Consider the following 24,708-nt stretch of genomic DNA (forward strand, 5'->3'; position numbering starts at 1 on the left):
GAGGGTGGGGCGATCGCAGTGGTTCAACTCATCCGTGCAGTGATTTAGGAGTTCCGATGAGCGATCTCGCAAACCTCGCAGCCGCGACGCCGGTTGCCGACCCGGCCGTCTCCCCTGCCCTGGCCGCTGTGCCCGGCCGGTCCCTGGCGCGGCTGAAGCAGGATTACCTGAGTTATCTCGATGGCAAGCGCGCCGAGATCGACGAGCAGCAGGAAGCGCGGCGCTACTACCATGGCGCGCACTGGACGGCGAAGCAGATCAAGACGCTGAACCAGCGCAAGCAACCCGTCGTCACCTACAACCGCATGGCGCGGAAGATCAACGCCGTGGTCGGCCTGCTGGAGCGGCAGCGCCAGGACCCCAAGGGCTATGCCCGCACGCCGAAACATGAGGATGGCGCGGAGGTCGTGACCGCGGTGCTGCGCTATGTGCTCGACGAGCAGCGCTGGCAGGAAAAATCGCCGATCGCCGGGCTCAATGGCGCCGTCGACGGCATTGGCGGGCTCGAGCTGACGCTGGAAGCCGGCGACAAGGGCGACACCGAAATCGGCTTCGAAGTCGTCGACCCCGCGGGGTTCTTTTATGACCCGACCTCGACCCGCGCCGATTTCTCCGATGCAGGCTATATGGGGATCGGCAAATGGGCCGACGCGAGCGAACTGCTCGCTGCCTTCCCCGACAAAGAGCGCGAGATCGAGGCCTCGGTGGACCTCGGCTCCGAGCTCACCAGCAACCCCGACAGCGACGATAACTGGGTGATGGGCGATGAGCACCACCGTCGGGTGCGCGTCATCGACCACTGGTACAAGCGCGGCAACCAGTGGTGCTTTGCCATCTATACCGGCGCGGCCATCCTCGCCGAGGGCGAGAGCTATCTGCGCGATGAGAAGCGCCGGACGCTCTGCAAATACGTGATGTTTTCGGCCAATGTCGACCATGACGGCGACCGTTACGGCTTCTTCCGCAACATGAAATCGGCGCAGGACGAGATCAACCAGCGCCGCTCGAAAGGGCTGCACACCAGCCAGTCGCGCCGCATCGTCATCCGCGATGGCCAGGGGCTGGAGCCGGAAAAGATCCGCGCCGAGCTCGCCCGCCCCGATGGCGTGGTCGTGGTGCCGGTGGGCGCCGAGCTGCCGCAATTCGACGATGCGGCACGCGGCGCCGAGCTCAACGCCAATCTCGGTTTCCTCGAGGAGGCCAAGCAGGAGATCGAGAATTACGGCTTCAACCCCGCGCTGATGGGCTCGGGCGTGCAGGATATGAGTGGCCGCGCCATTGCGCTGCAGCAGCAGGCGGGGATCGCCGAACTTGGGCCGTACCTCCTCGGTTATCGCGGCTGGAAGCAGCGGGTCTATCGCGCGATCTGGAACGCGGTGCAGAGCCTCTGGACCGCCGAGCGCTGGATCCGCGTCACCGATGACGAGGGCCTCGGCAACTGGCTGTCGGTCAACCGGCTGGCGATCGACCCGGCGACGGGCATCCCCACCATCACCAATGCGCTCGGTTCGCTCGATGTCGACATCATCCTCGATGAGGGGCCGGACACCGTGACCATGCAGGCCGACACCAACGAGTCGGTGCGCCAGGCGCTGCAGGCCGTCGGCCCGCTGCTGCAACCGGCAGTGGCCGCGGCAGCGCTGGAAGTGTTGATCGAAACCTCCTCGATGCCAGCTTCCGCCAAGAAGAAATTCCGCGATGCGACCCGGCAGAAACCGCAGCCGCCCGACCCCAGGGAACAGCAGGCCGCCATGCTGCAGCAGCAGGCGGCGATGCTGGAGCTGCAGGGCAAGGCACTGGGCAACCGCAAGACCGAGGCCGAGACGGCAAAGCTGATGGCCGAGGCCCAGGATATCGGTGCCGAGCGCGAGGCCGAAGGGCTGGAGCAGCGGATCGACGCGGTGGAACGGCAGGACGAGCTGATGTTCCGGCGCGAGGAGCAGGATGCAAGACGGGCTAACCGGCAGCTGGAGCTGGCGGGGCGAGCGCTGCAGGTGCAGGCGGCTGAGGTACGGGCTCGGCCGGGTGGGTAGGGTTGAGCCACGGGAAATCACCCCAAACTCGGTGTCATCCCAGCGAAAGCTGGACCCAACGCGCCGCAGCGCAAGTGGGTAGATGGGTCCCAGCTTTCGCTGGGATGACAGCCGGTGGGTGGGTTGGCTTGGTGCCTACCAGGTGCCTTTGCCCAATGCCGGAAACAGATCATCCCAATTCGGGTTCAGGTCCCGGAACAGCTCAATCTTCCATGCGCGCTGCCACGTCTTGATCTGTTTTTCTCGCGTGATCGCCGCCTCGACCGAGTCGTGCGGCTCGAACCACACGAGCCGGGTGACATCGTACTTGCTGGTGAACCCAGACACGACATGTTCGCGATGTTGCGCAACACGGCCCATCAGGTCGCTGGTCACGCCGGTGTAGAGCGTCCCGTTGCGCCGCGAGGCGAGCAGATACACGAAGTACGTTTTGTGCACCTGCAGCCCCTCCAACTCGGTGTCATCCCAGCGAAAGCTGGGACCCAACTCGCCGCAGCGCAAGTGGGTAGATGGGTCCCAGCTTTCGCTGGGATGACAGCCGGTGGGTGGGAACAATTGTGCCACTTCCCAAGATCTGCGGCCCCACGCGCCGCCCACGCCAACAACAGTTTCGTCCGCGCCACGATACGGCGCAACGGGCTGCCGGCGCCCTCCTGCCGGTTTCGCTGCACTCTCCGCGACAGTGAGGGTCACGCCAATCGGACGCGATAGTCCGGGAGACACGAGATGAACGACACTGAAACGGTCGACGATACCGCCTTGTTCAACGCTACCGTCACCGGTGAAGCGCCGGTGGCCGAAGCGGAACCGGTGATCGAGCCGGTCGCTGAACCGCGGCCCGAGCCTGCCATTCCCCCTGCCCGGCTTCGTGAAGAAGCCGATGCAAGGCGGGCGGCGGAGCGGGATCGGGATGAGCTGAAGCATCGGCTCACCCGGCTCGAGGCGCAGCTGCAGCCGCAGCACCAGGCGGCGCGGCCTCCCGAATTCTGGGACAACCCGGATGAATGGGGCCGTTCGCTGGTCACCCCGATCCACGAGCAGCTGTTCCAGCAGCGGCAGGGCGTCTCTCGCCTGCTGGCGGAAGAAAAGCACGGGTCGGACACGGTGCGGGCGGCCTACAACGCGCTCGGGCAGGCCATGCAGGCCGACCCGGCGGTGCAGACCGATTACCTCAGGATCATGCGCTCGAACCACCCCTATGGCGAGCTCGTCGCCTGGCACAAGAAGCGCCAGGCGTTCGATGAGATCGGCGGCGACCCCGCTGCCTATCGCAACCGCGTGCTCGACGAGGCGATGCGGGACCCCGAAGTCCAGCAGCGTTTCCTCGCCCAGCTGCGCGGCGCTGCCCAGCCCACCGTTGAAGCCCCCCGTCGTTCAGCCGTGCCGCACATCCCCTCGCTGCAAGGCATCGGCACTGCCGCCGGCCCCGCATCCGCGGCCGGCGACCCCTCCGATGCCGAGCTGTTCTCGGCAACCACCCGCCGGCGACGCTGAAGGCGCGCCCGGCTGAAAAGCAGGACCATCAGACATGGCTCTTTCCCCCAACCACCCCAATAATGAAGTGATCAAGTTCCGCCAGGATGTCGCCTATGACTTCCTGCGCTCGTCGCGCTTCGATGCCTATATGGGCGACGATTCCACCTCGGTGATCGTGCGCATGTCGGACCTCGAAGCCGACGGCAAGGAGATCCGCGTGCCGCTCGTCACCCAGCTTTCGGGCGATGGCGTCGGCGCCGGGACGCTGCGCGGCAACGAAGAGCAGATCGACAGCTACGGCATGCCGCTCTGGGCCGACTGGGCCCGCAACGCCGTGGCCAACAACCGGGCGCAGAACAAGGAGAGCTCGTTCTCGGTGCGCTCCACCGCCCGGAGCCTCTTGCGTGGCTGGTCGAAGCGCATCGTCCGCGACGACCTGGTCGATGCGCTGCTGTCGATCCCCACTTCGGCGATGCAGGCCGGCCGCTTCGGCAACCCCGGCAACCGGGTCAACGGCATCAAGTGGTCGGCGGCCACCGCCGGCAACAAGAATGCCTGGGTCACCGCCAACCCCGACCGCGTGGTGTTCGGCTCGGCGCTCTCCAACTACTCGACCACCTTCGCCACCGCGGTGGGCAATGTCGACGCGACCTCCGACAAGATGTCGGCGGCCGTCGGGAGCCTGTTGAAGGACCAGGCCAAGCAGACCGGCGTCGACCCCAACAACCCCGGCGTCTATAACGGCCGGCCCAGGATCAGCCCCTATATGGAGGCCGAGGGCGACCAGGAATGGTTCGTCTGCTTCGTCGGCGCCCGCGGCTTTCGCGACCTGAAGGCCGACCCGGTGATGACCGCCGCGAACCGTGACGCCCGCAACCGCGAGGGGAGCGACCCGACCAAGACCAACCCGCTCTTTACCGGCGGCGCGCTGGTCTATGACGGGGTGATCTATGTCGAAATCCCCGAGATCACCCAGCGCCTGCTGCTGAAGGGCGCCGGCGCCGCGGGGATCGACGTCGAGCCGGTGTTCCTCTGCGGCCAGGGGGCGCTCGCCTATGCGCTCGGCCAGATGCCGCGCCCGACCACGCTCGAGGACGGCGACTACGACTTCGTCACCGGCATGGGCATCGAAGCCCAGTACGGGGTCGGCAAGATCGCCAAGGCCCCGCTGGCGGCAGGGGCCTCGGCGACGATCGGCTCGCTGGTCGACTGGGGCATGGTGACCGGGTTCGTCGCCGGGGTGGGGAATAGCTAAGGCGGACTTTCCTGCACCGCCCTCTCCGCTATCCTCCCCCGCGTGGCGGGGGAGGGGAACCGCCATAGGCGGTGGAGGGGGCGGCCAAACTCTCAGTCGCTCCTCGCTTCGCTCGGATCGCACAACCTGCGGTTGCGGTACCCCTCATCCGGCGCTGCGCGCCACCTCCGGGCGAGGGCTTCGCCCTCGTCCGCCGACCGCAAGGGGAGAAGGCAGGTCGGCGCGTAGCCGCAGACTCTGACTGCCCCCTCCACCACCCTTCGGGTGGTCCCCCTCCCCCGCCCCGCGGGGGAGGATCATGGAGAGGCCGGTGCCCCGCCCTGCCCCTCCACCCCCCTTCCCCCCATTCCAGAAAAGGAGATCGGCCATGGCTGATCGTAACGCCTATAGCCAGCCGCAGGTTGGCAACCAGGGCTTTGCCCGGACCATGAAGTGCCTTGGCGCCGATGTGGCGCTCGTCGCCGGCGACCTGGCCCTCAACAAGACCGTCGGCCTGTTCGTGGTGCCGCGCGGGTTCGTCCTCACCGGCATATCGGTGGTGGTGCCCGACCTCGACAGCAACGGCTCGCCGCTCCTCACCTTCGCCATTGGCGATGCCGGTGACGATGACCGGTTCATTGCCACCGGCGCCACCACCGGCCAGGCCGGCGGCACCAACACCACGCTGGCGGCGACGGGCCTCAACTACGAGTTCACCGCCGATACCGAGATCGCCTGGAAGACCGTCGCCGCGGCCGCCACGGCGGTCGCCGGCACGATCCAGCCGCGCTTTTTCGGCTACATGAAGTAGGTCCGGCATGGCCAAGGTCACCTACCACGCGCCCGCGGGCGACAGCGAAGTGGTGAGCCTTCAAGGGCTGCGCTTCTTCGATGGCGAGCCGCGCGAGCTCGACGATACCGAGCACGCGGCGTTGCTCGAAAAGCTGGCAACCAACCCACATTTCGCGGTCGAGGGTGCGGTGCTCACCGTACTCGATGAAACCGATCCGCCGGCGATCGGCCTTCGCGCCATCCACAATGGCGGCGGGCGGTTCATCATCGTCCGCGGCGACAAGGACCAGAAGGTGAAGGACGGCCTCAACAAGGCCGAAGCCCACGCCTTCAACGCCCTCTCCGAAGCGGAGAAGCAGGCGTTTGTGGGTTAGGGGTGGTTGGGCTCGGCCCTGCTTCCCTCCCCCCCGCGGCGCTACCGCGTCCGCTAGGAGGGGAGGGATTGAGGGTGGGGGGCAATCATCGCCGTGCCCGCCTCGCCACCCCCACCCCCAGCCCCTCCCCTCAAGGGGGAGGGGAGCGCCCCCCCACCCGAGATCAGAGCACCCAATGCCCAAGACCCGTCACGACCTCGTCAACCGCGCGCTGGCCGAACTCGGCGTGGTCGGCGCCGGGCAGACCGCTTCGGCCGAGGATTTCGATGAAATCGACAAGGCCATCGCCCCCGTGATGAGCGATCTCGCCACCCGCGATATCTGGGTGTGGGGCGACCCCGATGCCTATGACGACGACGCCTTCGACCACCTCGCGGTGCTGCTCGCCAATGCCCGGGCCCGCGCCTTCGGGGCCCCGCCCGACGAGCAGAAGCGGCTCCTCGCCGAACAGCGGCTACGGGGGCTCAAGCCCACCATCCTCTCCGGCCGCACTCAGGAAGTTGAGTATTTCTGATGCCCCGATCCCCTTGCCTACCGGCCAGGGGCGCCATGCGGTGCGCTGTGCATCGCCGGCTGCAAATCGAGCAGGGCGTTACGGGGCGGCCGGGGTGACGTACCCCTGCCGCAGCGCCGAACACACGGACTTACGACCCCACCGGTTGGCCCCGGACTGACGTCTGGTGACATCGCCGCGACGCGGCCGAGAACGAGGATTTGAGAATGGACATCACGCTGGAACAGCTGGCAGAGGGGATCCGTATTGCTGAGGCAGAGGGAGACTCCGAATCCGTCGCCATACTCCGCGCCGCCTATCGCGAGATGCAACAACAACAGGCGCTGACCGCCCATGATTTGCCGGTGCCGGGCTCCCCATCACTGACAACGCCGCCAGCTCCGGCCGACGACGACTACCGGCAGAGCTATGTTGGGCAAGGCATGTCTGGCGCATACGAGGGGGTGGCGCAAACACTAGGATTTCCCGTCGATGGCCTGAACTGGCTGATGGGATTGGGAATGTCCGGTATCAACGCTGTCGCCGGCACCAACCTTCAGCCATCAGCCAAGCCGTTTGGTGGTTCCGACATGCTGCTGGAATTGCTGGCGCCCGCGATATTTGAGCCCAGCACCGATCCGGGCAAGCAAATGGTACGCCGAGTGGGGCAAGACGTGGGCGCGATGATACCGGTCGGCGGGCCGTTGAGCTTACTTTCCAAAACCCCAGGGCGTGCTTTCGTGGCCGAACTGATATCCGCGCTCACCGGCGGCACCGCCGCAGCCGTGACCCAGCAGATCGCGCCGGGCAACAAGACAGCCGAGGCCACGGCATCGCTTATCGGCGGCTTCAGTCCGGCAGCCGTCGCCGCCTCGTTGCGCCGGATGATCGGCACTTCTGTGCCGACCAGCCTGGAGGCCCTGCGCGAAGCCAAGATCGCGGCGTATGGCAATGCCGATGACTTAGGGGTCCGCTATCGACGGTCAGCAATCAACCAGCTCGGCGACACCATAAGCACGACGGCCGGCCAGGCGATCAATGCGAGCGGACAGATCCTCGCCAAGGAGGTGCTCGACAACATCCGAAAACTGGGCACCAAGGGCAACCCGCGGCCAACGCTGGGCAAGCTCACTGAGCTCCGCCAGGAAGTCCGGGCCGCCACGAACTCGGCTGACCAAGGTCAGGCGGCCATCGCCAGCCTCATGCTTGACGATATCGATAACTTTATCGGCTCCGCCGGCATCGGCGCCTTCAAGTCGAAGAAGCCCAAACAGGCCGGGCCAACCGTCGAGGCCGCGCTCGTCGCCAACAACCAACTGCGCAACAGCGAATTGATTACCGAGGTGATCCAGAAAGCAAAGCAGCGCGCCAAGAACGGCGCGAGCTTCAATGACGCCATCCGAGACGAGATCGGGGCGATCATCAATGATCAACGAAAGTCAGCGCGGTTCACCCCTGATGAGCGCGTGCTGCTGCAGCGGGTAACTCGCGATGGTGCGCTCGACGAGCTTTTTGGAATGGTCGGTAAGCTCGCCCCCTCCGACAACCAGTACGCCGAACTTTTCTCCATGACCGCTCCGTACCTCCACCCTAGCCTAGGCCTCCTGCCAGCCGCCGGTGTGGGGGCAAACATGATGCCGGGCTTTGGCACCGCCGCCAAGCTGACCAAGCTGCAGGACGCAGTACAAAGCGGCGGCCCACCAGTGAAACGCTTCGCGCTCAGTGAGGCGGACAAAGCCGCGCTGACAGCAGCTCCCATCGTTGTCGCAGCAAACCAGCATCGCCCCGACGGCGGGCTGGCGACCTGGCTATCACGTAACGGCCATGGTGATCTCGCGGCTCAGCTTACGGCTGGCAAGTTGACCCCGAGGGCCGCGTACGAGGCGGTGCAGCGGCTTCGAAACACACACTGAACCTGCCGACCGCTAGTCAGCGTCGCCAAGGGCACTCCAGCGGCCACGCGGTACTGCGCTAACCATGGATGCCGTCATAAGGTGATACGAGGGCGCCGGGCGAATACGAACCCAATGATCACGCCGGTAACGGTAAAAAACCCTGCCGCTGTCCAGTTGTAGCCCGTGGCCTCCAAGCCCCTGTAAAACCCAACAGCGCAAATCACGACGCCAAAAGCGGCCACGATCAACGGTATCTGGTCGCGTCTTTGAGACACATTCGGCTTCTGTTCCAAATTAGACATCGCAACTGCCAAGCTTGATTGCCACTACGGCCACCTTATCACAGATATCGCCGCATCACCGGTCGTACAAGCGATCCGCCAATGCCATTGGGCCATAACGGCCAAGCCAGCCAAATTGAACCATCGCGCGATCCGCTCGCCGAGCTGGGCGAACTGATCGCCATCAATCCAGGGCCGATTGAGATTGTTGTGCGCGGCGGTAACAAAGGCCCCCCGTAAGCGGCAAACCGTGTATGCCGCTTACGGCACGACGCCCGTGAGACGCGCGTTACCAGCGATGCTGAGGCCTCTTTCAGGAAAGTCCGCGGACGCAACAACCGGAAGGCCCCGCCGCTTCGCTGGCCCTTCGCTAGCGGCCTTTCCGCCCAAAGAACGCACCGGGGAAGCGACCGGCAACTGCGACCCCCAACAGGAAGGCCAGTGGCACCGCAACGAGAACGGCGTACGGGCGGGGGCTGACAAAGGACATGACGATCACCACGATAGTCGCAATGCCGAACACCAGCATCGCTCCGAGGAGCACCCGCGGCTTATCGAGCGGCCCCCTGGGCTGCTCCGTCCATTCGCCACGCTCGCGGCTCAGCTCGATCTCGGGCCGTTCGGTCATCGATGTTATGGATCCCTCTGCAATGGTTACAAGGAGGATGCACCCCGTCAAGCTCGACGGCAAGCCACCGTGCAAAGTGGCGGCCACGGGTAAGGCCGTCGCTCTAGGCGTTCCGCACCATCCCAGCGGTCGCCAGCATCTCTCTTCCGGTGCTCCTAAGCGCATTGGCGCGCGGGACCTGGGGAGCAGGGCAGCAACCCTAAGGCGCGCGCGCCGATCGCTGAGCTCGTGTGCATCCAATCTGGCTTGCGCCTGGTGATCGGCGCACCCCTAAGCAACGCCGTTCGATCGGCGTGAACTCAGATCGCGCGTCATAGCGGCCAATGCTTGAGTGCCATTGGAGCCACCAATACGATCAGGCCGATCAACAGCACGGTCACTAACCAGAGCGCGTTTCGAAGGCCGAGCACCATTCTGTGAGTGCTCTCCGCCGCTCTGGCCGCGAGCGCTGCATCCCGGCGGCCGTTCAGCAGCAGAATATCTCGCCTCTTCTCATCCATGGAGTAGTCCAGCTCGTATGCGCCGAACTGGCCAAGCTCTTCGTGCAGAGCATTGTCAGCGACCGCGCGGTCGATCGTCAGATCGACGTATCCCCGTGTCTTATGGCGGAACTCCCTGATGACTTCGACACGTGCGCGCAAATCCTCGCCGGCGACCTCGGCGGTGGTTCGCTCCCTCTTGGTGTCCGGCGATTCCATGCTCATCCCTCACTCGGTCGGAGCGTTACGGTAGGTCTGGGTCCTCGGGGCGGCAATAGCCCATCGATCCTCGCGGTTTGCGTAGACGAGGTCGCAGTTGAACTCTGCGAAACCGCGTATGAGACGCGTGCCTGTCCGTGAGCCCTTTGCACCGCCGCCGCCAACGCGCCGCGGTGCAAGTCACCTCACCTCGTGCCCTCAGCCCCACCCCTCCCCCGGATCTTCCGGCGACTTACCTCAATCCGCCCCAACCGAGTATTTCCGATGCCCCCGATCAGCTGGCCTACCGGCACCGCGCCGGGCGTGAACCCCACCGAAACCGGCGGCCGGCTGATCAATGCCATCGCCGAGCGGGCCCCAGCGGGCTCGCGCAGCGAGATCGTCTGGCGTCGCGTCGCCGGGCTGATCGCCCGCTTCACCACCACGCAGACCGCCATTCGCGGTGCGCTGCTGGTGGGCTCGGTGCTCTATGTGGTTTCCGGCAACCGGGTCTATTCGATCACCTCGAGCTATCTCGTGACCGAGCTGACCGGCACGGTGGGCGGCGCCGGACCCGTCACCATGGCGCGCAACATGAAGGCGCCGGTGCCCGACGTGCTGATCGCTCACTCCGGCGGTATGTCTTCCATCAATATCTCCGGCGCCTCTGTCGCCCTGTTCAGCGATGGCGACCTGCCCTCGGTCAACTCGATCTGTTGGGTCGATGGCTATTTCATCGTCACCGCCGAGAACGGGCTCGCCTACCAGTCGGGGCTGAACGACACGAGCTTCGCTTCGGTCGACCGCACCACCGCCGAGGCCGACCCCGACGGGCTCTACCGCGCCATCGCCTCGGGCAGCGACCTGATCCTGATGGGCACCGCCTCGCTCGAATTCTACGCCAATGCCGGCAACCCCACCGGCTTCGCCTTTAACCGCAGCGTGGTGGTGCCGATCGGGCTCAAGGCCCCCTATGCCGTCGCCGGGTTCGAGCCGGGCTTTGCCGATACGGTGATCTTCGTCGCCAACGACAACACGGTGCGCCGGCTGCAGGGTTATGAACCCACCCCGATCTCCGGCCCCGACCTCAACCGGCTGATCGAAGCGGTGACCAACCCCGCCGAGCTGGTGGCCTGGGTCTACCAGGCGGCCGGCCACGCCTATTGGGTGCTGAGCGGGCCGGACTGGACCTGGGTCTATGACGTTTCGACCGGCAGCTGGCACGAGCGGCAGAGCTATGGCTTTAGCGATTGGCGCTGCCGCTATGGCGTCGCCGCCTGGAGCAAGTGGTTCACCTTCGACCTCGAGAGCGGCAAGGCGTTCGAGCTGAGCTCGGCGGCGCGGCGCGATGGGGCGAACCCGCTGGTCTGGACGCTGCGCTCCAACCAGGCGCACCGCTTCCCCGGCCGCGCCGTGATCCACAAGGCCAGCTTCGATTTCGAAACCGGCATCGGCATCGACGCCGGCATCTCGCCGATCGAAACCGAGCCGGTGGTGCGGATCCGCTGGTCTGACGATGGCGGCCGCAACTGGGGGAACCCCTTGACCCGCCGGCTCGGCACCCAAGGCGAAGACCTGCCCATCGACATCAACAATGCCGGGCTGACCGGCCGAAAGGGCCGGATCTGGGAGATGAGCATCTCCGACCCCGTCGAGATCGCGTTTTTCGGCGGCGCCATGGATATCGAGGAGCGCGCCGCATGAGCACGCCCGATAGCCTGAGGCCGATCCCGCATCCGAGCGCCCGGCTGGTCGACGCCGACGGGGCGATCGCAAAACCCTGGTACGACTGGCTGAACCAGCTGGCGACCAAGCTTGCCGAGCTGACCCCGCTCGAAGCCAGCGCGACTTACGATCCGCCGCTGCTCGCCGATGGCGCCGGCGCCACTACCGATGTGACGGTGCCGGGCGCGGCGCTGGGCGATTTCGCCACCGCGGCGTTCTCGCTGGCCACCGCGGGCATCGTCATCACTGCCTGGGTGAGCGCCCCGAACACTGTTTCCGTCCGCTTCCAGAACGAAACCGGCATGCCGCTCGACTATGGCAGCGGCAAGCTCACCGCCCGCGTTTACAAATAGGAGCCACCTATGGCTGACATTTTCGAAACCATCGGCGACTGGCTGGGGCTCAACAAGGGCAAGGCCACGCAGAAGGCCGCCGAGCAGAACCGCGGCCTCATCGACCAGCTGGGCAAGACCGGCCGGCCGGTCATCGAGGGGATCCAGGGGGTTACCGGCGATTACCTCGATCTCGGCAAGCTCGGCGCCGACCGCTATGCCGATGCCATGGGCCTCAACGGCGCCGACGGCTACGCCCGGGCCGAGGAGGCGTTCCGTGCCGGGCCGGGCTACCAGTTCGCGCTCGACCAGGGGCTCGACGCGGTGGCCCGCAAGGGCTCGGCCATGGGGCGACTCGATAGTGGCAATACCGATCTCGACCTGATGCGCTACGCCACCGGCTATGCCGACCAGGCCTGGGGCAACTGGATGAACGGGCTCTCGAACTACAACAACATGTACGGCGCCGGCGTTGACAAAGACGTCGCCGCGCGCGGCGGCAGCCTCGATTTCGAAAGCGGACTGTCCTCCGCCTACATGGGCGCCAACAACCAGGTCGCCGCCGGCAAGGAAGCCGGCCAGGGCGCCATGCTCGATGCGCTCGGCACCATAGTCGGCATCGGCGGCCGGATAGCCGGCGGCGGTGCGTTCGGCGGCTATGGCGGCTTCGGGGGCAGCTCCGTCAACCCCACCACCCGCATGCCCGCAAGCTTCTGAGGAGCCGAAGATGGCACTGACCTACCCCGAATACGCTGACTTGCAGCCGTCGCAGACCAAACTCACCGACCTGCTCAACCTGTGGGACCAGGGCGTGGCGCAGGGCAAAGCCGATCGCTACGAGCGCGAAGCGCCGCAGCAGTTCGCGAATGCTGCGGCGCCGTTGTCGGAGTTCGGCCTCACCATACCGCCTGATGAGCTGCGCGCGCTGTTCGCCAACCCGAATACGCGGCCATTCGCGTGGCAGCAGGTGCAGGAGGCGACACAGCGTCGGGCCGATGCCTATGCGTCGCCGGGTCAGCTCGGGGGGACGGCCCCGACGCCGCGGCCAACCGCATCGACCTCTCCCTACGCACCCTACCCCCTGCCGCGCGACGCGCGGCCAATACCGCCGGCCCAAAAGGCTTACGCCTTCACCGGCTTCACCGGCGGCACCCCCTCGGACCCCGCAAATTGGGAGAGACCTTGATGCCCGGCCCCCCGGGAGAACTATGCGGCGAGCGCCGCGACCGAACCCGCTTCCGCCAACCTGCCCAGACGGCTATGGCGAGTGTACCACGGGCACCTGGCCCTCATTCCCGGTCACCACCCCCGCAGCCTCATACGCGCCACGTTCGTCCCCTCCCCCGCAACCAAAGCTAGCAAGGTGCAATAATGGTTGGTGTACCCTTCAACCCCCTGCAGCCAAAGGGCTTGGTCAATGAGTCGCACGCCGCGGCCAACGCCGCCCAGGATCCGTTGCTCAGCCTATACCTGAAGAACACGTATGGCCTCGAACCCGCCGGAGCAAAGCCGGACTTCACCGAGAATGTGGCCCGCGCCGCGGGGCAAGGGTTAACGTTCGGCTGGGGCGATGAACTGTTTTCGCTCGGCCAGGCGGGCCTGGATCAGTTGCTGCACGGCGACGACGGCAAGGATTTATGGCAACGTTACGACTCCAATGTCGCTCGCGAGCGCCGCAACCTCGAAGCCTTTCGCCAGGAGAACCCGATCGTTGCCTATGGCGCCGAGATCCTGGGCTCACTCCCGACTGCGCTTGTGACCGGCGGCACCGGCACAGCCACCGGCCTGGGCCGGATCGGCACAAACCTCCTGGTCAACGGCGTTCAGGGCGCTTTTTACGGCGCCGGCTCGGCCACTGGCGATACCCTTGCCGACCGTGGCTGGGGTGCCCTGACCGGCGCGGGAACCAGCGCCGGCACTGGCGTGGTGCTCGATGGTGTCACTGGAGTGCTCAGTCAGGTTGCCAAATCCCGCGCTGCGGCCAAGGCGAACGCCGCCGCGCCAACCAGCGACGGGCTCAAGCTGACGTCAAGGGAGGAGCTCGACGCAGCGAAGAGCGCCGGAGTACAAATCAAACCGATCGCCACAACCATTCTGCGGCAGGATCTTGACCGGTTGCTCGCCGACAGTGGGATGCTGGTGGAGGGAAAACTGGTCGGCAACTATCACCTCGTGGGCGAGGCGATGAGGCACCTCGACCAACTGTCCGACCAGCCGATGACCTTCCAGGCTTTCAACTTACTTGAGGGTAGCTTCCGTCGCGCAGCTAGCAGCGGGAATGCAGAGGAAGCTGAGCTCGGCCAAGCCATGCTGCAGCAGTTGCGCCAGTTTGTGGACAGTCTACCGCAAGGGGCTTTCGACGGTTCGGGCGATGGCATCACGGCCGCGACCAAATGGCAGGCCAGCACCAACCTTCGGGATCGGCAGGAACGGACCAAGATCATCGAGGATATGATTAACAGCGCCAGAAATTCGGGCGAGTTTGCCAAGGCACTGAAAAGGAGGGTACGCGACCTCTTGGACGACAAGACAACCCTCGGGTCCTTCAGTGACGAGGACATCGTTCAAATGCAGCGCTTTGTGCGCGACGACAGCGCGATCGGCCAGTTGATGCAGACTCTATCGAGTGACGGCACATGGGCAGGTCTCGCCACCGTCGCCACGCCCCTTGCAGCGAAAATAGATCCAGTTGTTGGGCCCGCTGTGACGGCCTCAGGAGCAGTCGTAGCACCGTCAATAGTGCGCAAGGTCGTTGACGGAGGTGCGTCCCGCTTCGCCAACGAACTGCGTGCCAGCATTGCATCCGGCCGCCGCTCCCCCTCGGTCGATCCGCTTGACCTTCGTGCGCTGGCTCCCGGCCTCGGCAACAACGATTACGTGCAAAAGCCCATCGATATCTACGTCTATGGTGGCAATCCTGCTCCCTCGCCATAGCGAGAGCGGCCTTGGGCTACTGCCTTACGGCAGCGCCTAGAGCACGGAGCGCTGCCAACTAGCGGCGATTCCCTCTGAAGAACAGAGCGGGAAAGCGCCCGGCAAAGGCGCCGCCCGTCAGGAAGGTAAATATTGCAACGAGCACCGAGTATCCAGGCTTGCCGCTGATGAAACAGAGAACAATCGAAAGCAGCGCAAATCCGCCCGACACCGCCATGACGAACCACAGAGTTTTGGGCTTGTCGAGCGGCCCTCTGGGATGCTCGATCCAATCACCACGTTCGCGGCTCAGCTCTATTTCGGGACGTTCGGTCATCATGTGCCCTCGCTTGCGGCTCGTGAAAAGATGCACGCCTGCGGTTCGACCGCAAGCCTGCTAGCGGGCGGCCGGTGGTGTGACGTAATCCGTCAACCACTGCTTCCTTCGCGGCATGGTCGCCCGAGCTTGGCGACATCAAGCATAGACACGTATGGCCACTATCGCGACCGCAACGATGAGAACCACCAACAGGGCAACGATCCAGCGGAGCGTCCGCTTCACCTCGAGTATGCCCAGGCTGTTCAGGACACTCATCCGCGCGGGCGGCAAGATCCAGATCAGACATCAGCTTACCGACTACCGTCGACTCAAGCCGCCAGCCAGCATCCCCAAGACGAGGCGTAAGGCGATACTCAGCGCGGACGCAATGATGAGGCCGGCGACCACCCCAACCCCCACGCTTTTGGCGAGCGGATCAGTGATTCCGAGCCATTCGAATACCCCATACAGCCATTCCTGGACATTCATCCCTGCAGGTTCTGGGGCGACGGCGGCGGGCTTCGCTGCGACTGGCGGAGCTGGGGCGACGGCCGCGGGCTCCTCTGCGACTGGCGGACAATTACGTGGCGGCGGGCAAGACCCGGCTTCGACGGCCTGGTGCCGCGTCGCAATTGCCCTCTCCCAACCCTGCGGTTCGTTAAAGCCGTAGCCGCCCCCGAGCATGACGGCGAGCAACAGCAAAATCGCCGAAACACGCAACCACCACGAGGCAGTCTTAACGCCTCCCGCATCAATCACAGCGCCGTCCCTCAGAGCTGAATCCCCTGCGCATTCACTGCACGGGGGGCTGAGACGCGTCCACCCCCTTCCCCCGGAGACTCCCCCATGGCAGCCATCTGGCCTGGCTCGCGCGTGCCCAATTTCGGCATTGGCGACCAACTCTATTTCTACGATACCGCCACCTCGACGCCGCAGGTGGTCTATGCCGATGGCGCGCTGAGCGTGGCGCATGATCAGCCGATCCTCGCCGATGCGCGCGGCATGTTCCCGGTGATCTACCTGAGCCCGGCGCCGGGCAGCTATCGCCAGAAGCTCACCGACGCCAATGGCGTGTTGATCTTCGACGACGACGATATCGACGTGCCGCAATCGGCCGATTACGAGCCGCCCGACCCCGGCGTCACCGACCCGACGCTGCTCGTCACCACCGGCATGCGCATCGGCTATTATGGCACCGCGGCGCCCACCGGCTGGGTGCGCTGCAACGGCCGCAGCCTCGGCTCGGCCAGCTCGGGCGCCAGCGAGCGCGCCAATGCCGATTGCCAGGCGCTGTTCCTCCACCTGTGGACCGCCGACCCCACGCTCGCCGTCAGCGGCGGACGTGGGGCATCCGCCGCCGGCGACTGGGCTGCCAACAAGACCATCGCCCTGCCCGACTATCGCGACCGCATCGCCATCGGGCTCGGCGCCATGGGCAATGCCGACATCAACCTGATCCCCGATGCGACGGTGGATGGCGGCGAGACCAACACCACGCTGGGCGCGACCGTCGGCGCCGCGACGCACACGCTCACCACGGCGCAGATGCCAGTCCATGCCCACGGCAAGGGCACGCTGAAGATGCCCAACCATGGGCATCCCTTTCGAGCCAATGTCGGGAGCAACGCCGACTCCGCCTACCCCGGCGGCATCCTGTTCCGGAACGCAAGCCCACTCGCCACCGTGCCCGCATACACCGGCACGCCCAGCGATAGTGCGGGCCAGGGGATCGGCGGCTCCGGCGCGATCGACCTCGATGGCGACATGGCCAATGCGGGCAGCGGCAACTCCCACCCCAACGTCCAGCCCTCGCTGTTCGAACTCGTCATCATCAAGCTCTGAGGCCCGCCATGTACGAGTTGCAGTTCTTTGCCAACGACGATGCCGACTGGGCGCAACGGGTGGACCTGATCGACGACGCCACCAACCTGCCGCTCGCCACATCGGGCGTGCTGTTCGAGCTCGAGGTGAGCGAACACGGCGCCCGCCGGCTGTTCGCCACCACCGCCGACAACAGCATCGAGATCCCCGAGCCGGGCACCATCCAGTGGCGCTTCAGCGTCCCCGAGCTCAGGGCGCTCGACATCCGCAACACCTACAAGGTGGGCTGCCGGATGAGCAACGGCACCGGCACCACGCAGCTGTTCACGGGCAGCCTGGCGTTTGTCGGAGGCGGGTTCGGCCGATGAGCGACACCATCACCCCACGGCTCAGGATCAAGGCGCAGCCCGAGATCGCGGTGCGCGCCAAGCCGGTGCCGCCACCAAAAGTGCGGCTGCGAGTCACCCCGGCGCTGCTGCCGATGCAGATCGAGCTCCGGAACACCGGCGCCATGGTGCAGTGGCGCTATCTGGGGCAGGACTGGCAGGACCTGATCGCCATCGACGACCTCGACACCACCGTCACCGTCGGCAGCGTCACCACCCTGCCGCCAGGCTCCCCCGCCACAATCGCCAATGTCGGCACCATCAAGGACATGGTGCTGAACTTCGGCATCCCCGCCGGCATCCAGGGCATCCAGGGCAACGCCGCCACCATTGCCGTGGGCACGGTGACCACGGTCGGCCCCGCCGACCCGGCTGAGGTGACAAATGTCGGCTCGCCCAACGACGCCATCTTCGATTTCGATATCCCGCAGGGCGCAGCAGCGACCGTCGCGGTGGGCTCCGTCACCACGCTGGCGCCGGGGGCTCCGGCCAGCGTCGTCAATGTCGGCACGCCGGGCGCCGCGGTGCTCAATTTCGGCCTGCCGCGCGGCGCCCCTGGCATCCTCGCCTCGGTGGTCGCCGGCGCCAACATCACTGTCGACAACACCGACCCGGCCAACCCGGTTGTCGCCGCGGCCGGCAATGTCAGCGGGCCGGCGAGCGCGCTCGACAGCCGGGTCGCCCTGTTCGACGGCACGAGCGGCAAGCTCATCAAGGACAGCGGCGTGCTGCTCGGCAACGCGGCCTCGCGCAATGTCGGGACTGCGGCGGGCACGGTGGCGGCGGGCGATGATAGCCGCATCAGCGGCGCCATCCCGTCGAGCGTGCTGACCACGCAGGGCGACATCCTCGTGCGCGGCGCCAGCGTCCCGACGCGTCTCGCCAAGGGCAGCCAGTACCAGGTGCTGCAGGCCGGCGCGACCGACCCGCTCTATGGGGCGTTGAACCTCGGCCAGGCGGCGGCGGTCACCGGCGTACTGCCGGCGGCGAACCACCCTGATGCAACGACCGTTGCGAAGGGGATTTCGGAGTTTGCGACGGCGGCCGAGTATCGCACCGGCACCGATACCGCGCGCGCGCTGGTCGTCGACCAGGTCTGGGCGGCGGCAGGCCTCGCGGTGCTCACCGATGGCGCCAACATCGCCGTGGATTTCGCTGCCGGCTTCAACTTCGGCGGCGCTTCCAATGCTGTTCTGGGGCTCAACGGCAACCAGAGCCTGTCGGCCCCGACCAACCTCAAGACCGGGCAGGCCGGCATCCTTTGGTTCGGCGCCATCACTTCCACCCGGGTCCTGACGCTCAACGCCGCCTGGCTGCTCTGCGATGGCGTCGAGACGGGCCCCTACTCCATCACCACGGCGCAGGAACTGGGCATCGCCTACGTCATCCGGGCGAGCCGAACCTACGTCACCGCCATCATAAGGAGAGCCGCATGACCCTCGTTCACCAGGTCGACGGCGCCTGGACACCGATCCACGGCGTGCAGACCCTCGCGCGCAGGGTGGCGACCTGCACCGTCACCTATCACGATGGCCGGCGGACGGAGATGCCGTGCGAGCCCTACCCGGTCGCCGAAACGCTCGACCTGGGCAAGGTCGAGCAGCTGGTGGCGGAAGGGCTATGGGGCGCAGACGAACTGCAGGCTTACGGGCTCCGGCGCGCCATGGTGGAGGATGTGCCGGACGCCAAGCGGCGTGTCGGCGCGCCGCGCTATGTCGAGCGCAAGGGCGAGATTGTCGAAGAGTGGGCGCTCGAAGACATCCCGCCGCCGCCGGCGGATCCGACGCCGGCCGAGAAGCTGGCGGCACTTGGGCTCAGCGTTGCGGATCTCAAGCACCTACTCGGCGCGGGAGCAGACGCATGATCGACCAGCCGCCACCACTGATCCTGCCCGATCACTGGGCCGCCAAGCGCCCGGCGATCATTCGGCCTGAGGTTGATCCGCAGCGGCATTTCCCGGTCCAGATCGGCCGGGCTGAGCGTAGAGCTGTCCAGACGGAGCTGCTTCGGCAGGGCAGAGCGGACGCGATGTTGCCGGGGATGGTACCGGTCATTGCTGGCGGCCGACTGGAGGGGAACGACGGATACACTGTTCTCCTCCTGCACGCAGACGGCACGAACGGGTCGACGTCATTTCCGGACAGTTCGGCGGCATCAAACAGTGTCTCGGTTTTCGGAAATGCTCAAGTCGACACCTCACAGTCAAGGTTTGGCGGCGGTTCGCTGAAGCTGGATGGCAGTGGCGACTACCTGAAGTACGCCGCCGCCTCTAGTTGGGACTTCGGCACGGGCCCGTTCAACATCGATCTTTGGGTGCGGCCCAACTCGACGCCAGCAGAGTACGACGCGCTCTTCACCACCCGAAATGGCGCGGGAACCTGGAAGCTCATCTTCTTCAGCGCAACGCTATACTGCCAGCTAAACAATTCGCTAGGAGTGGGCGACAACGCCGCTATCACCAACGGCCTTTGGACTCACTACGCGGTCGTGCGAAACGGCACATCCGCATACATGTTTAGGAACGGCACCTTAGTTGGGACTACGGCCGTCGGCAGCACCAGCTTCAACTCAAATGGACAAGGCGTCGAAATTGGGCGAGCGGACTTGGGTGTGAACAACGCCACCTACTTCGATGGCTGGATGGATGAGATCAGGATTTCCAAGGGCGTGGCGCGCTGGACCTCAAACTTCACGCCTCCGACCACTCCGTATGGTCCATAAGGCGGCCAGCAACTGCCCCACCCGTCGCAGTCGCGTTGCTCGCCTTTGCTCGACAGAGGAGAGGGCTCGGGTTGGCTCGGGCCACCGATGCCCCGTCCCTAGAGCGGTCGCCCACCAGGCCCCGCCTCTCCAAACGGTTGCGCTGGACCATGGCTTCCTCGGGCCGGTGTAGTGCGTCACCCAATAGGACGCCCTCTGCGCGAGTGCATCCCGTTTGAGAGCGGGTGGTAGGAAACGCCATCGACTGGGGTGGGCATGATTCTGGGCAGTGGCGTTCCAGCGCGGGTCAAGGAGAGCCATCCGACCCGCCAGCACACAGTTGATCATACACTGATCCCCATACTCGAAATGCCTGCTTTCAAAGGCTGCGAGTGCGGCATTCGAGAAGTCCATCTCGCGCAGTTGCTTCAGGTCGAGTACGAGGACCCCCGAATTGACGTACTCAGGGGTGCTGGGGTCCAGCCCGAGCGATACCAAATAGTCGGCCAGCGTTGACCGCCCTTCGGCAACTTCCCGACCGAGGCGACTATAGAAGACCATGTCAAGCACACCGCCAGCAGCGGCGCCGCCCAGATCTGCTTCATAGAGCGCGCTCAGGTCGCGGTGAACGATGATATCTGCGTCTAGGTAGATGACGCGATCAAGGTCGTTCAGGGTTTCCGGCAACTGCAGTCGGAGGTAAGCCGCGCTGGTGAGATGCCCACCCGGCTTGGACCCGGCGTAGGGGTTTGAGATGCCCAGCACATTCGGTGTTGTCGTCAGGCCCCACGCCTTGACCAGCGCTTCAGCTTCTTGTCCGGGGCCATCATAGAGAATGTGAAAGCGCACATCGGTAGACGGGTCAGCGCTAGACAGAATGGATCTAGCGACCACGGCAAGATGGTCGAGATTTCCCCGATCGACAGCGAAAGCGACATCAATCCTGGACACGGACGGCCCTCCTTCAGCAGCCACGTCTAGCGACTTTTGCCCATGAAGAACAGGCTGCCACGCTGTAAGCGGCCAACCAGGCCCCTCGCTCTTATCTGGCCGGCATCGCGATGTCGATCTCGACCAGTCGCCTCAGTTCCGCGGGCGGAACTGGCGGCCCGGCGAAAGCCTCCCGGCTTCGATCACGCCGGCTGAGAGCCGATCGACGCTCGCTCTCATGATCCTCACCGCTGCGGCCCCCTAACGCTCCGCAAGGTCGTGCAGCGCGAACCATCACGTCAACATCGGAGACTGCCATGAACCCCAACGTCCCCCGCGGGGCGGCGATGCTGCTCGACTTCATCGCCGGCCTCGAAACCAACCGCCAGGGCCAAGCCGCCTACGAAACGATCATCGGTTATCGCAACGAAAAGCCCGGCACCCTGCCGAAGCCGATCACCGAGATGACGCTCGAGGAGCTGCTGGTCGAGCAGAGGCGCTGGGTGCGCAATCTCAAGGCGCCGAGCGGCGCCGCCGGGCGCTACCAGATCATCCGGCCGACCCTTCTCAGCCTCATCGCCGAGCTGGGCGTGCCGCTCTCGGCGACGTTTACGCCCGAGCTGCAGGATCGCTTCGGCCTAGCTTTGCTGCAGCGGCGCGGCTGGAGCCAGTTCGCCGCCCACGCCCTGTCGTTGCGCGATTTCGGCAACCGCCTGGCGCGCGAATGGGCGAGCTTTCCCGTGCTCAGCCGGCAGCAGGGCGCCCATCGCACGGTGGAGCGCGGCGAAAGCTACTATGCCGGCGACGGCATCAACGCCTCGCTGACCAGAGCCTCCAGTGCCGAAGCCGTGCTGGCCGAAGTGCTGACCGAGCTTTCCCGAGCGCCGGCGCCGGCCAAACCCACGCCGGCCCCGCTCCCGGCCGATCCAGTGCCCACCCCAGAACCATTCCCGCCTCGCAAAGGCTGGGGCCCGCTGGGCTGGTCCAGCCTCGGGCTCGCCATCGCCGTGGGCCTGGTGGTCGCGGCCTTCACCCTCCCGCTCCCCTTCTGAGGACACTTGAAATGACCGCGTTTCTCTCTTCCGCCGCCCTCGGCTGGTTCCTGCGCCGCATCCTCGATTGGGGCGGCTGGCTCGGCGCCGCCTTGCTCGCCGTGATCAACTTCTACAACGCTCTGCCGCCCGAGCTTCAGGGCGTCATCGTCAAGATCGTTGAAGGCAACTGGCAGAGCATCACGCTGGGGTCGGTTCCCGGCCTGATTGCGCTGGTCTGGAGCCAGGTCCAGTCGTTTCGCGCCACGGTCCGGCCTCAGGTGGTGATCGACGGCCAGCAGTTGCCGATCGACAGGATGCCGAACCGCGAAGCCACCGGCGTCGCGGAGCTGAGCCGCACCGCGCTCGGCAAACGCGCTGAGACGCTGGTCGAAAAGCTGTTGAAGCTCAAGCTGGGGAGGCGGTGATGCCCGCACTCCGTCTAGACCTCACCATCAACCTCGGCCACATCATCACCTTCGGTGGCCTGCTCGTCACCATGGCGGTCGGCTGGGCCACCTTCGACGGCCGGCTGCGGGCCGTGGAGCGGACGCTGGAGACAGCCACCGCGACACTGGTCGAACAGGTGCGGCAGGGCGCACAGCTCGCCGCGGTGTCCGACCGGGTGACGCGGCTCGAGCGGATTGTCGAAGCGGGCAGATGAGCCCAGCGCGCCAGGCCACTCAGGTCAGGCCCGATGCCGTTTCCCGCGTCACCCACTGGTCGCTGCTCCAGTCGCGCACCGTCACCGAGATGCGGCCGTTTTCGATATCGATGAGGTTGTAGCCATTGGGCTCTCCGCGCAACCGGGTGGAAATCGTCGACGACGCCTGCGCCACAAGGATCGGTGCGTTGGCAGCCTGGCGCAGGCCCTGTGGGGCGCCTTCGGCCACGCTGCCTGGCCGCTCGTGCTTGCGCACATACGAGAGGTGGAAGTGCCCCGAGAGGACCAGCCGCACGCCCAGATCCGAGAAGGTCTCGAGCGCCAGGTCAGCCCGCTTCACCAGCCGCATCGGCTTTTCGCCCGCCGTTTCGGGCTGCATCAGCGGGTGGTGCGCCACCACTACCCTGAGGGCGTCGGGCGAGGCCGTGTCGAACCGCGCCGCCAACCGGCGAAGCTGCCCGCGATTGATCGCGCCGTGCGCCCAGTTCAGCCCGGCGCGCAACCGCCTCGAGGTCTTGAGCCCCGCAATGGCGACGCCGCCGACTTCGACAAACGGCTCGAGCTCGGTGTGGATATAGCGCCGGTAGAGGCCATAGGGGTCGAGGAAGCGGCGCATGAGGTTCACGGCAGGCACGTCGTGATTGCCGGGCACGGCAAACACCGGCGCTTCGAGCGTATCGAGAAACGCCCGGGCGGCGCGAAACTCGCCCTCGGAGCCGAGCTGGGTGAAATCGCCGCTGACCACCACGATGTCGGGGCGCTGCGCCGCGAGATCATCGGCCAGGCCTTCGGCAAGACGCGTATCGTGGCGACCGAAGTGGAGATCAGAGAGGTGGCAGATGCGCATGGTTCAACTGGCCTCCGGCTCGGACTCGGCCGACAGCGGCGTGGCGTCGGCGACGGGCGGCGCCAGCACCGACAGCGCCAGCGGCAAGGTGCGGAAGCGCAACGGGCCCTGCAGGCTGACCACTTCGCCGTCGAGCATCGCCCGGATCAGCGGATGCCGGGTCCTCACCACCACGGCGCGGACGCTCTCCACTTCGAGCACTTCGTCGTTTCGCCATGAGCCGAGCACCATTTCGGTCGCGAGGCGCAGCGCGTCACGCAAGCGCAGGTGCCGCAACACATAGAGGCTCAAGATTCCCTCATCGAGACGCGGCCGGTGAAACACCTGGCCCAGCCCCTCGCCATAATCGTTATTGGCAACCGCTATCGACTGCACCCGTTCGATCCGCGGCTCGCCAGAACGGGGCGTGATCTCCGCGGCAAAGCGCCGAAGCCGCGACAGGCGTCGAATGAGGTGTCCGAGGAACGCGATCCGGGCGACAAGCCCATCGTGACCGCGCAGCTTTTCCCGCGCGGCGGCGATACCGGGGACCGCCCCGATTACCACCTTGTGGAGAAAGATCTGCCCGTTCACCTCGCCCACATCGATCTTGCGCGACACCATGCTGTCGAGCGCCTCGAACCAGGCCTCGAGAGTGGTCGGTATGGCGAGGTCGCGGGCAAGGAGATTGGCAGTCCCCAATGGCAGCACGGCGAGGTTGCGCCCCGTGGCGATCGCAACCTCGGCCAGGGCGGTGACCGTGCCATCGCCGCCGGCCGAGAGTAGTATCTCGGCGGGGCTGTTCCGCGCAGTCTGCAGCCGTTCGGCGAACGGCCGGCTTGAATCGGCATCGACACTGACGGCAATCCCCCGCTCGGCGAACAGCCCGTGCAGGCGCTCGGCAGTAACGCCGAGCCGAGTGGCTCCGCCCGAATTGGCGTTGAGCACGATATGAAACTTCGTCTGCAGCACCCGGGGTTCCTGGTGGAGCACTGGCTCCATCGTCCTCAACGAAGCGAGACCACATCCGTTCCGATGACCCGGGGAGACAATCGGGGTTCTCCCGCACAGCTTACAACGCGGCTGTCTCCGCGCTGCCCCAGCGGTGAAGCCGTCACGTCTGCCAGACGAAGCGCCTGAGCCGAGCGTGGCGGCGGTGCTGACGCCATAATCATTGG

The 24,708-nt window shown here is 65.8% G+C and carries 27 protein-coding genes; 20 read left to right on the forward strand and 7 right to left on the reverse strand.

The features are described 5' to 3' along the window. Positions 1–56: 56 nt before the first annotated feature. Positions 57–2,033, forward strand: a complete 1,977-nt coding sequence (locus AC1ROK_RS25305) for a portal protein (RefSeq protein WP_492852110.1) — start codon at positions 57–59, stop codon at positions 2,031–2,033. A gap of 135 nt (positions 2,034–2,168) precedes the next feature. Here the strand turns inward: AC1ROK_RS25305 and AC1ROK_RS25310 are convergent, their stop codons facing one another. Next, on the reverse strand, positions 2,169–2,588 hold the full coding sequence (locus AC1ROK_RS25310; protein ID WP_492852112.1) for a GIY-YIG nuclease family protein: 420 nt from the start codon (positions 2,586–2,588) through the stop codon (positions 2,169–2,171). A 171-nt stretch (positions 2,589–2,759) separates the two neighbouring features. Between AC1ROK_RS25310 and AC1ROK_RS25315 the strand changes: the two genes are divergently transcribed. The 6 genes from AC1ROK_RS25315 to AC1ROK_RS25340 all read left to right on the forward strand — a co-directional run bounded on the left by AC1ROK_RS25315 (position 2,760) and on the right by AC1ROK_RS25340 (position 8,315). Next, positions 2,760–3,527: a hypothetical protein gene (locus tag AC1ROK_RS25315; protein ID WP_492852114.1), complete on the forward strand. Its 768-nt coding sequence runs from the start codon at positions 2,760–2,762 to the stop codon at positions 3,525–3,527. Between the two features lie 34 nt (positions 3,528–3,561). Then, a complete protein-coding gene (locus AC1ROK_RS25320) occupies positions 3,562–4,764 on the forward strand; it encodes a phage capsid family protein (protein WP_492852116.1) in 1,203 nt (400 codons plus the stop codon). Positions 4,765–5,131: 367 nt separating this feature from the next. Continuing rightward, positions 5,132–5,554 (forward strand): hypothetical protein, encoded by a 423-nt coding sequence (locus tag AC1ROK_RS25325; protein WP_492852118.1) that lies wholly within the window; start codon positions 5,132–5,134, stop codon positions 5,552–5,554. 7 nt (positions 5,555–5,561) lie between these two features. Next, a complete protein-coding gene (locus AC1ROK_RS25330; protein ID WP_492852120.1) occupies positions 5,562–5,909 on the forward strand; it encodes a hypothetical protein in 348 nt (115 codons plus the stop codon). 175 nt (positions 5,910–6,084) lie between these two features. Beyond that, the gene (locus tag AC1ROK_RS25335) at positions 6,085–6,423 is read left to right on the forward strand and encodes a hypothetical protein (protein WP_492852122.1); all 339 of its coding nucleotides are present in this window, start codon (positions 6,085–6,087) and stop codon (positions 6,421–6,423) included. Positions 6,424–6,629: 206 nt separating this feature from the next. Continuing rightward, positions 6,630–8,315 carry a hypothetical protein gene (locus AC1ROK_RS25340; protein ID WP_492852124.1) on the forward strand — a complete coding sequence of 562 codons (1,686 nt, stop codon included), beginning with the start codon at positions 6,630–6,632 and terminating at the stop codon, positions 8,313–8,315. A 633-nt stretch (positions 8,316–8,948) separates the two neighbouring features. Here the strand turns inward: AC1ROK_RS25340 and AC1ROK_RS25345 are convergent. Continuing rightward, positions 8,949–9,206 carry a hypothetical protein gene (locus AC1ROK_RS25345; protein WP_492852126.1) on the reverse strand — a complete coding sequence of 86 codons (258 nt, stop codon included), beginning with the start codon at positions 9,204–9,206 and terminating at the stop codon, positions 8,949–8,951. 311 nt (positions 9,207–9,517) lie between these two features. After that, positions 9,518–9,904 carry a hypothetical protein gene (locus AC1ROK_RS25350; protein WP_492852128.1) on the reverse strand — a complete coding sequence of 129 codons (387 nt, stop codon included), beginning with the start codon at positions 9,902–9,904 and terminating at the stop codon, positions 9,518–9,520. Between the two features lie 264 nt (positions 9,905–10,168). Here AC1ROK_RS25350 and AC1ROK_RS25355 point away from each other — a divergent pair, with 264 nt between their 5' ends. The 5 genes from AC1ROK_RS25355 to AC1ROK_RS25375 all read left to right on the forward strand — a co-directional run bounded on the left by AC1ROK_RS25355 (position 10,169) and on the right by AC1ROK_RS25375 (position 14,874). Continuing rightward, positions 10,169–11,587, forward strand: coding sequence for a packaged DNA stabilization protein (locus tag AC1ROK_RS25355; protein WP_492852130.1), 1,419 nt, complete (start codon positions 10,169–10,171; stop codon positions 11,585–11,587). Further along, positions 11,584–11,961 (forward strand): hypothetical protein, encoded by a 378-nt coding sequence (locus AC1ROK_RS25360; protein WP_492852132.1) that lies wholly within the window; start codon positions 11,584–11,586, stop codon positions 11,959–11,961. Before AC1ROK_RS25355 ends, AC1ROK_RS25360 begins: the two co-directional genes overlap by 4 nt. Before the next feature lie 9 nt (positions 11,962–11,970). Beyond that, positions 11,971–12,657, forward strand: a complete 687-nt coding sequence (locus tag AC1ROK_RS25365; RefSeq protein ID WP_492852134.1) for a hypothetical protein — start codon at positions 11,971–11,973, stop codon at positions 12,655–12,657. A 10-nt stretch (positions 12,658–12,667) separates the two neighbouring features. Continuing rightward, a complete protein-coding gene (locus AC1ROK_RS25370; RefSeq protein ID WP_492852136.1) occupies positions 12,668–13,126 on the forward strand; it encodes a hypothetical protein in 459 nt (152 codons plus the stop codon). A gap of 185 nt (positions 13,127–13,311) precedes the next feature. Then, positions 13,312–14,874 (forward strand): hypothetical protein, encoded by a 1,563-nt coding sequence (locus AC1ROK_RS25375; protein WP_492852138.1) that lies wholly within the window; start codon positions 13,312–13,314, stop codon positions 14,872–14,874. Positions 14,875–14,932: 58 nt separating this feature from the next. Here AC1ROK_RS25375 and AC1ROK_RS25380 read toward each other — a convergent pair whose 3' ends face one another. Next, the gene (locus AC1ROK_RS25380; protein ID WP_492852140.1) at positions 14,933–15,193 is read right to left on the reverse strand and encodes a hypothetical protein; all 261 of its coding nucleotides are present in this window, start codon (positions 15,191–15,193) and stop codon (positions 14,933–14,935) included. 825 nt (positions 15,194–16,018) lie between these two features. Here AC1ROK_RS25380 and AC1ROK_RS25385 point away from each other — a divergent pair. From AC1ROK_RS25385 to AC1ROK_RS25405, 5 genes are read left to right on the forward strand one after another with little or no spacing between them, the layout of a single operon-like run. After that, a complete protein-coding gene (locus AC1ROK_RS25385) occupies positions 16,019–17,014 on the forward strand; it encodes a hypothetical protein (RefSeq protein WP_492852142.1) in 996 nt (331 codons plus the stop codon). 8 nt (positions 17,015–17,022) lie between these two features. Continuing rightward, on the forward strand, positions 17,023–17,361 hold the full coding sequence (locus AC1ROK_RS25390) for a hypothetical protein (protein WP_492852144.1): 339 nt from the start codon (positions 17,023–17,025) through the stop codon (positions 17,359–17,361). Next, complete coding sequence (locus AC1ROK_RS25395) at positions 17,358–18,815, forward strand: hypothetical protein (RefSeq protein ID WP_492852146.1); 1,458 nt, start codon at positions 17,358–17,360, stop codon at positions 18,813–18,815. The genes AC1ROK_RS25390 and AC1ROK_RS25395 overlap by 4 nt, the downstream gene beginning before the upstream one ends. After that, positions 18,812–19,243: a hypothetical protein gene (locus AC1ROK_RS25400; protein ID WP_492852148.1), complete on the forward strand. Its 432-nt coding sequence runs from the start codon at positions 18,812–18,814 to the stop codon at positions 19,241–19,243. The genes AC1ROK_RS25395 and AC1ROK_RS25400 overlap by 4 nt, the downstream gene beginning before the upstream one ends. Further along, positions 19,240–20,100, forward strand: coding sequence for a LamG domain-containing protein (locus AC1ROK_RS25405; RefSeq protein ID WP_492852150.1), 861 nt, complete (start codon positions 19,240–19,242; stop codon positions 20,098–20,100). Before AC1ROK_RS25400 ends, AC1ROK_RS25405 begins: the two co-directional genes overlap by 4 nt. On the opposite strand, the gene AC1ROK_RS25410 is transcribed toward AC1ROK_RS25405, so the two are convergent. After that, positions 20,062–21,030 (reverse strand): glycosyltransferase family 8 protein, encoded by a 969-nt coding sequence (locus AC1ROK_RS25410; protein ID WP_492852152.1) that lies wholly within the window; start codon positions 21,028–21,030, stop codon positions 20,062–20,064. The two genes, AC1ROK_RS25405 and AC1ROK_RS25410, sit on opposite strands and share 39 nt — an antisense overlap. 296 nt (positions 21,031–21,326) lie before the next feature. On the opposite strand from AC1ROK_RS25410, the gene AC1ROK_RS25415 reads away from it, so the two are divergent. The 3 genes from AC1ROK_RS25415 to AC1ROK_RS25425 are packed head-to-tail and all read left to right on the forward strand — an operon-like array spanning position 21,327 to position 22,704. After that, entirely contained in the window at positions 21,327–22,061 is a 735-nt protein-coding gene (locus tag AC1ROK_RS25415; RefSeq protein WP_492852154.1) for a lysozyme family protein, read from the forward strand. Between the two features lie 11 nt (positions 22,062–22,072). Then, on the forward strand, positions 22,073–22,468 hold the full coding sequence (locus tag AC1ROK_RS25420; RefSeq protein WP_492852156.1) for a hypothetical protein: 396 nt from the start codon (positions 22,073–22,075) through the stop codon (positions 22,466–22,468). After that, positions 22,468–22,704 (forward strand): hypothetical protein, encoded by a 237-nt coding sequence (locus AC1ROK_RS25425; RefSeq protein ID WP_492852157.1) that lies wholly within the window; start codon positions 22,468–22,470, stop codon positions 22,702–22,704. The genes AC1ROK_RS25420 and AC1ROK_RS25425 overlap by 1 nt, the downstream gene beginning before the upstream one ends. Positions 22,705–22,723: 19 nt before the next feature. Here AC1ROK_RS25425 and AC1ROK_RS25430 read toward each other — a convergent pair whose 3' ends face one another. Beyond that, positions 22,724–23,551 carry a metallophosphoesterase family protein gene (locus AC1ROK_RS25430; RefSeq protein WP_492852159.1) on the reverse strand — a complete coding sequence of 276 codons (828 nt, stop codon included), beginning with the start codon at positions 23,549–23,551 and terminating at the stop codon, positions 22,724–22,726. 3 nt (positions 23,552–23,554) lie between these two features. After that, complete coding sequence (locus AC1ROK_RS25435) at positions 23,555–24,502, reverse strand: diacylglycerol/lipid kinase family protein (RefSeq protein WP_492852161.1); 948 nt, start codon at positions 24,500–24,502, stop codon at positions 23,555–23,557. Between the last annotated feature and the right edge of the window lie 206 nt (positions 24,503–24,708).

It is taken from the genome of Devosia sp. GW821-FHT12F11 (assembly GCF_058806655.1).

Excerpts from the sequence above, each read along its gene's own strand:
- AC1ROK_RS25415 (WP_492852154.1), top strand. The coding sequence starts at position 21,327 with ATGAACCCCAACGTCCCCCGCGGGGCGGCGATGCTGCTCGACTTCATC.
- AC1ROK_RS25425 (WP_492852157.1), top strand. The coding sequence starts at position 22,468 with ATGCCCGCACTCCGTCTAGACCTCACCATCAACCTCGGCCACATCATC.
- AC1ROK_RS25365 (WP_492852134.1), top strand. The coding sequence starts at position 11,971 with ATGGCTGACATTTTCGAAACCATCGGCGACTGGCTGGGGCTCAACAAG.
- AC1ROK_RS25335 (WP_492852122.1), top strand. The coding sequence starts at position 6,085 with ATGCCCAAGACCCGTCACGACCTCGTCAACCGCGCGCTGGCCGAACTC.
- AC1ROK_RS25340 (WP_492852124.1), top strand. The coding sequence starts at position 6,630 with ATGGACATCACGCTGGAACAGCTGGCAGAGGGGATCCGTATTGCTGAG.
- AC1ROK_RS25320 (WP_492852116.1), top strand. The coding sequence starts at position 3,562 with ATGGCTCTTTCCCCCAACCACCCCAATAATGAAGTGATCAAGTTCCGC.
- AC1ROK_RS25380 (WP_492852140.1), bottom strand. The coding sequence starts at position 15,193 with ATGATGACCGAACGTCCCGAAATAGAGCTGAGCCGCGAACGTGGTGAT.
- AC1ROK_RS25315 (WP_492852114.1), top strand. The coding sequence starts at position 2,760 with ATGAACGACACTGAAACGGTCGACGATACCGCCTTGTTCAACGCTACC.
- AC1ROK_RS25355 (WP_492852130.1), top strand. The coding sequence starts at position 10,169 with ATGCCCCCGATCAGCTGGCCTACCGGCACCGCGCCGGGCGTGAACCCC.
- AC1ROK_RS25305 (WP_492852110.1), top strand. The coding sequence starts at position 57 with ATGAGCGATCTCGCAAACCTCGCAGCCGCGACGCCGGTTGCCGACCCG.
- AC1ROK_RS25390 (WP_492852144.1), top strand. The coding sequence starts at position 17,023 with ATGTACGAGTTGCAGTTCTTTGCCAACGACGATGCCGACTGGGCGCAA.
- AC1ROK_RS25375 (WP_492852138.1), top strand. The coding sequence starts at position 13,312 with ATGGTTGGTGTACCCTTCAACCCCCTGCAGCCAAAGGGCTTGGTCAAT.
- AC1ROK_RS25325 (WP_492852118.1), top strand. The coding sequence starts at position 5,132 with ATGGCTGATCGTAACGCCTATAGCCAGCCGCAGGTTGGCAACCAGGGC.
- AC1ROK_RS25350 (WP_492852128.1), bottom strand. The coding sequence starts at position 9,904 with ATGGAATCGCCGGACACCAAGAGGGAGCGAACCACCGCCGAGGTCGCC.
- AC1ROK_RS25405 (WP_492852150.1), top strand. The coding sequence starts at position 19,240 with ATGATCGACCAGCCGCCACCACTGATCCTGCCCGATCACTGGGCCGCC.
- AC1ROK_RS25430 (WP_492852159.1), bottom strand. The coding sequence starts at position 23,551 with ATGCGCATCTGCCACCTCTCTGATCTCCACTTCGGTCGCCACGATACG.
- AC1ROK_RS25420 (WP_492852156.1), top strand. The coding sequence starts at position 22,073 with ATGACCGCGTTTCTCTCTTCCGCCGCCCTCGGCTGGTTCCTGCGCCGC.
- AC1ROK_RS25395 (WP_492852146.1), top strand. The coding sequence starts at position 17,358 with ATGAGCGACACCATCACCCCACGGCTCAGGATCAAGGCGCAGCCCGAG.
- AC1ROK_RS25400 (WP_492852148.1), top strand. The coding sequence starts at position 18,812 with ATGACCCTCGTTCACCAGGTCGACGGCGCCTGGACACCGATCCACGGC.
- AC1ROK_RS25360 (WP_492852132.1), top strand. The coding sequence starts at position 11,584 with ATGAGCACGCCCGATAGCCTGAGGCCGATCCCGCATCCGAGCGCCCGG.
- AC1ROK_RS25370 (WP_492852136.1), top strand. The coding sequence starts at position 12,668 with ATGGCACTGACCTACCCCGAATACGCTGACTTGCAGCCGTCGCAGACC.
- AC1ROK_RS25385 (WP_492852142.1), top strand. The coding sequence starts at position 16,019 with ATGGCAGCCATCTGGCCTGGCTCGCGCGTGCCCAATTTCGGCATTGGC.
- AC1ROK_RS25345 (WP_492852126.1), bottom strand. The coding sequence starts at position 9,206 with ATGACCGAACGGCCCGAGATCGAGCTGAGCCGCGAGCGTGGCGAATGG.
- AC1ROK_RS25330 (WP_492852120.1), top strand. The coding sequence starts at position 5,562 with ATGGCCAAGGTCACCTACCACGCGCCCGCGGGCGACAGCGAAGTGGTG.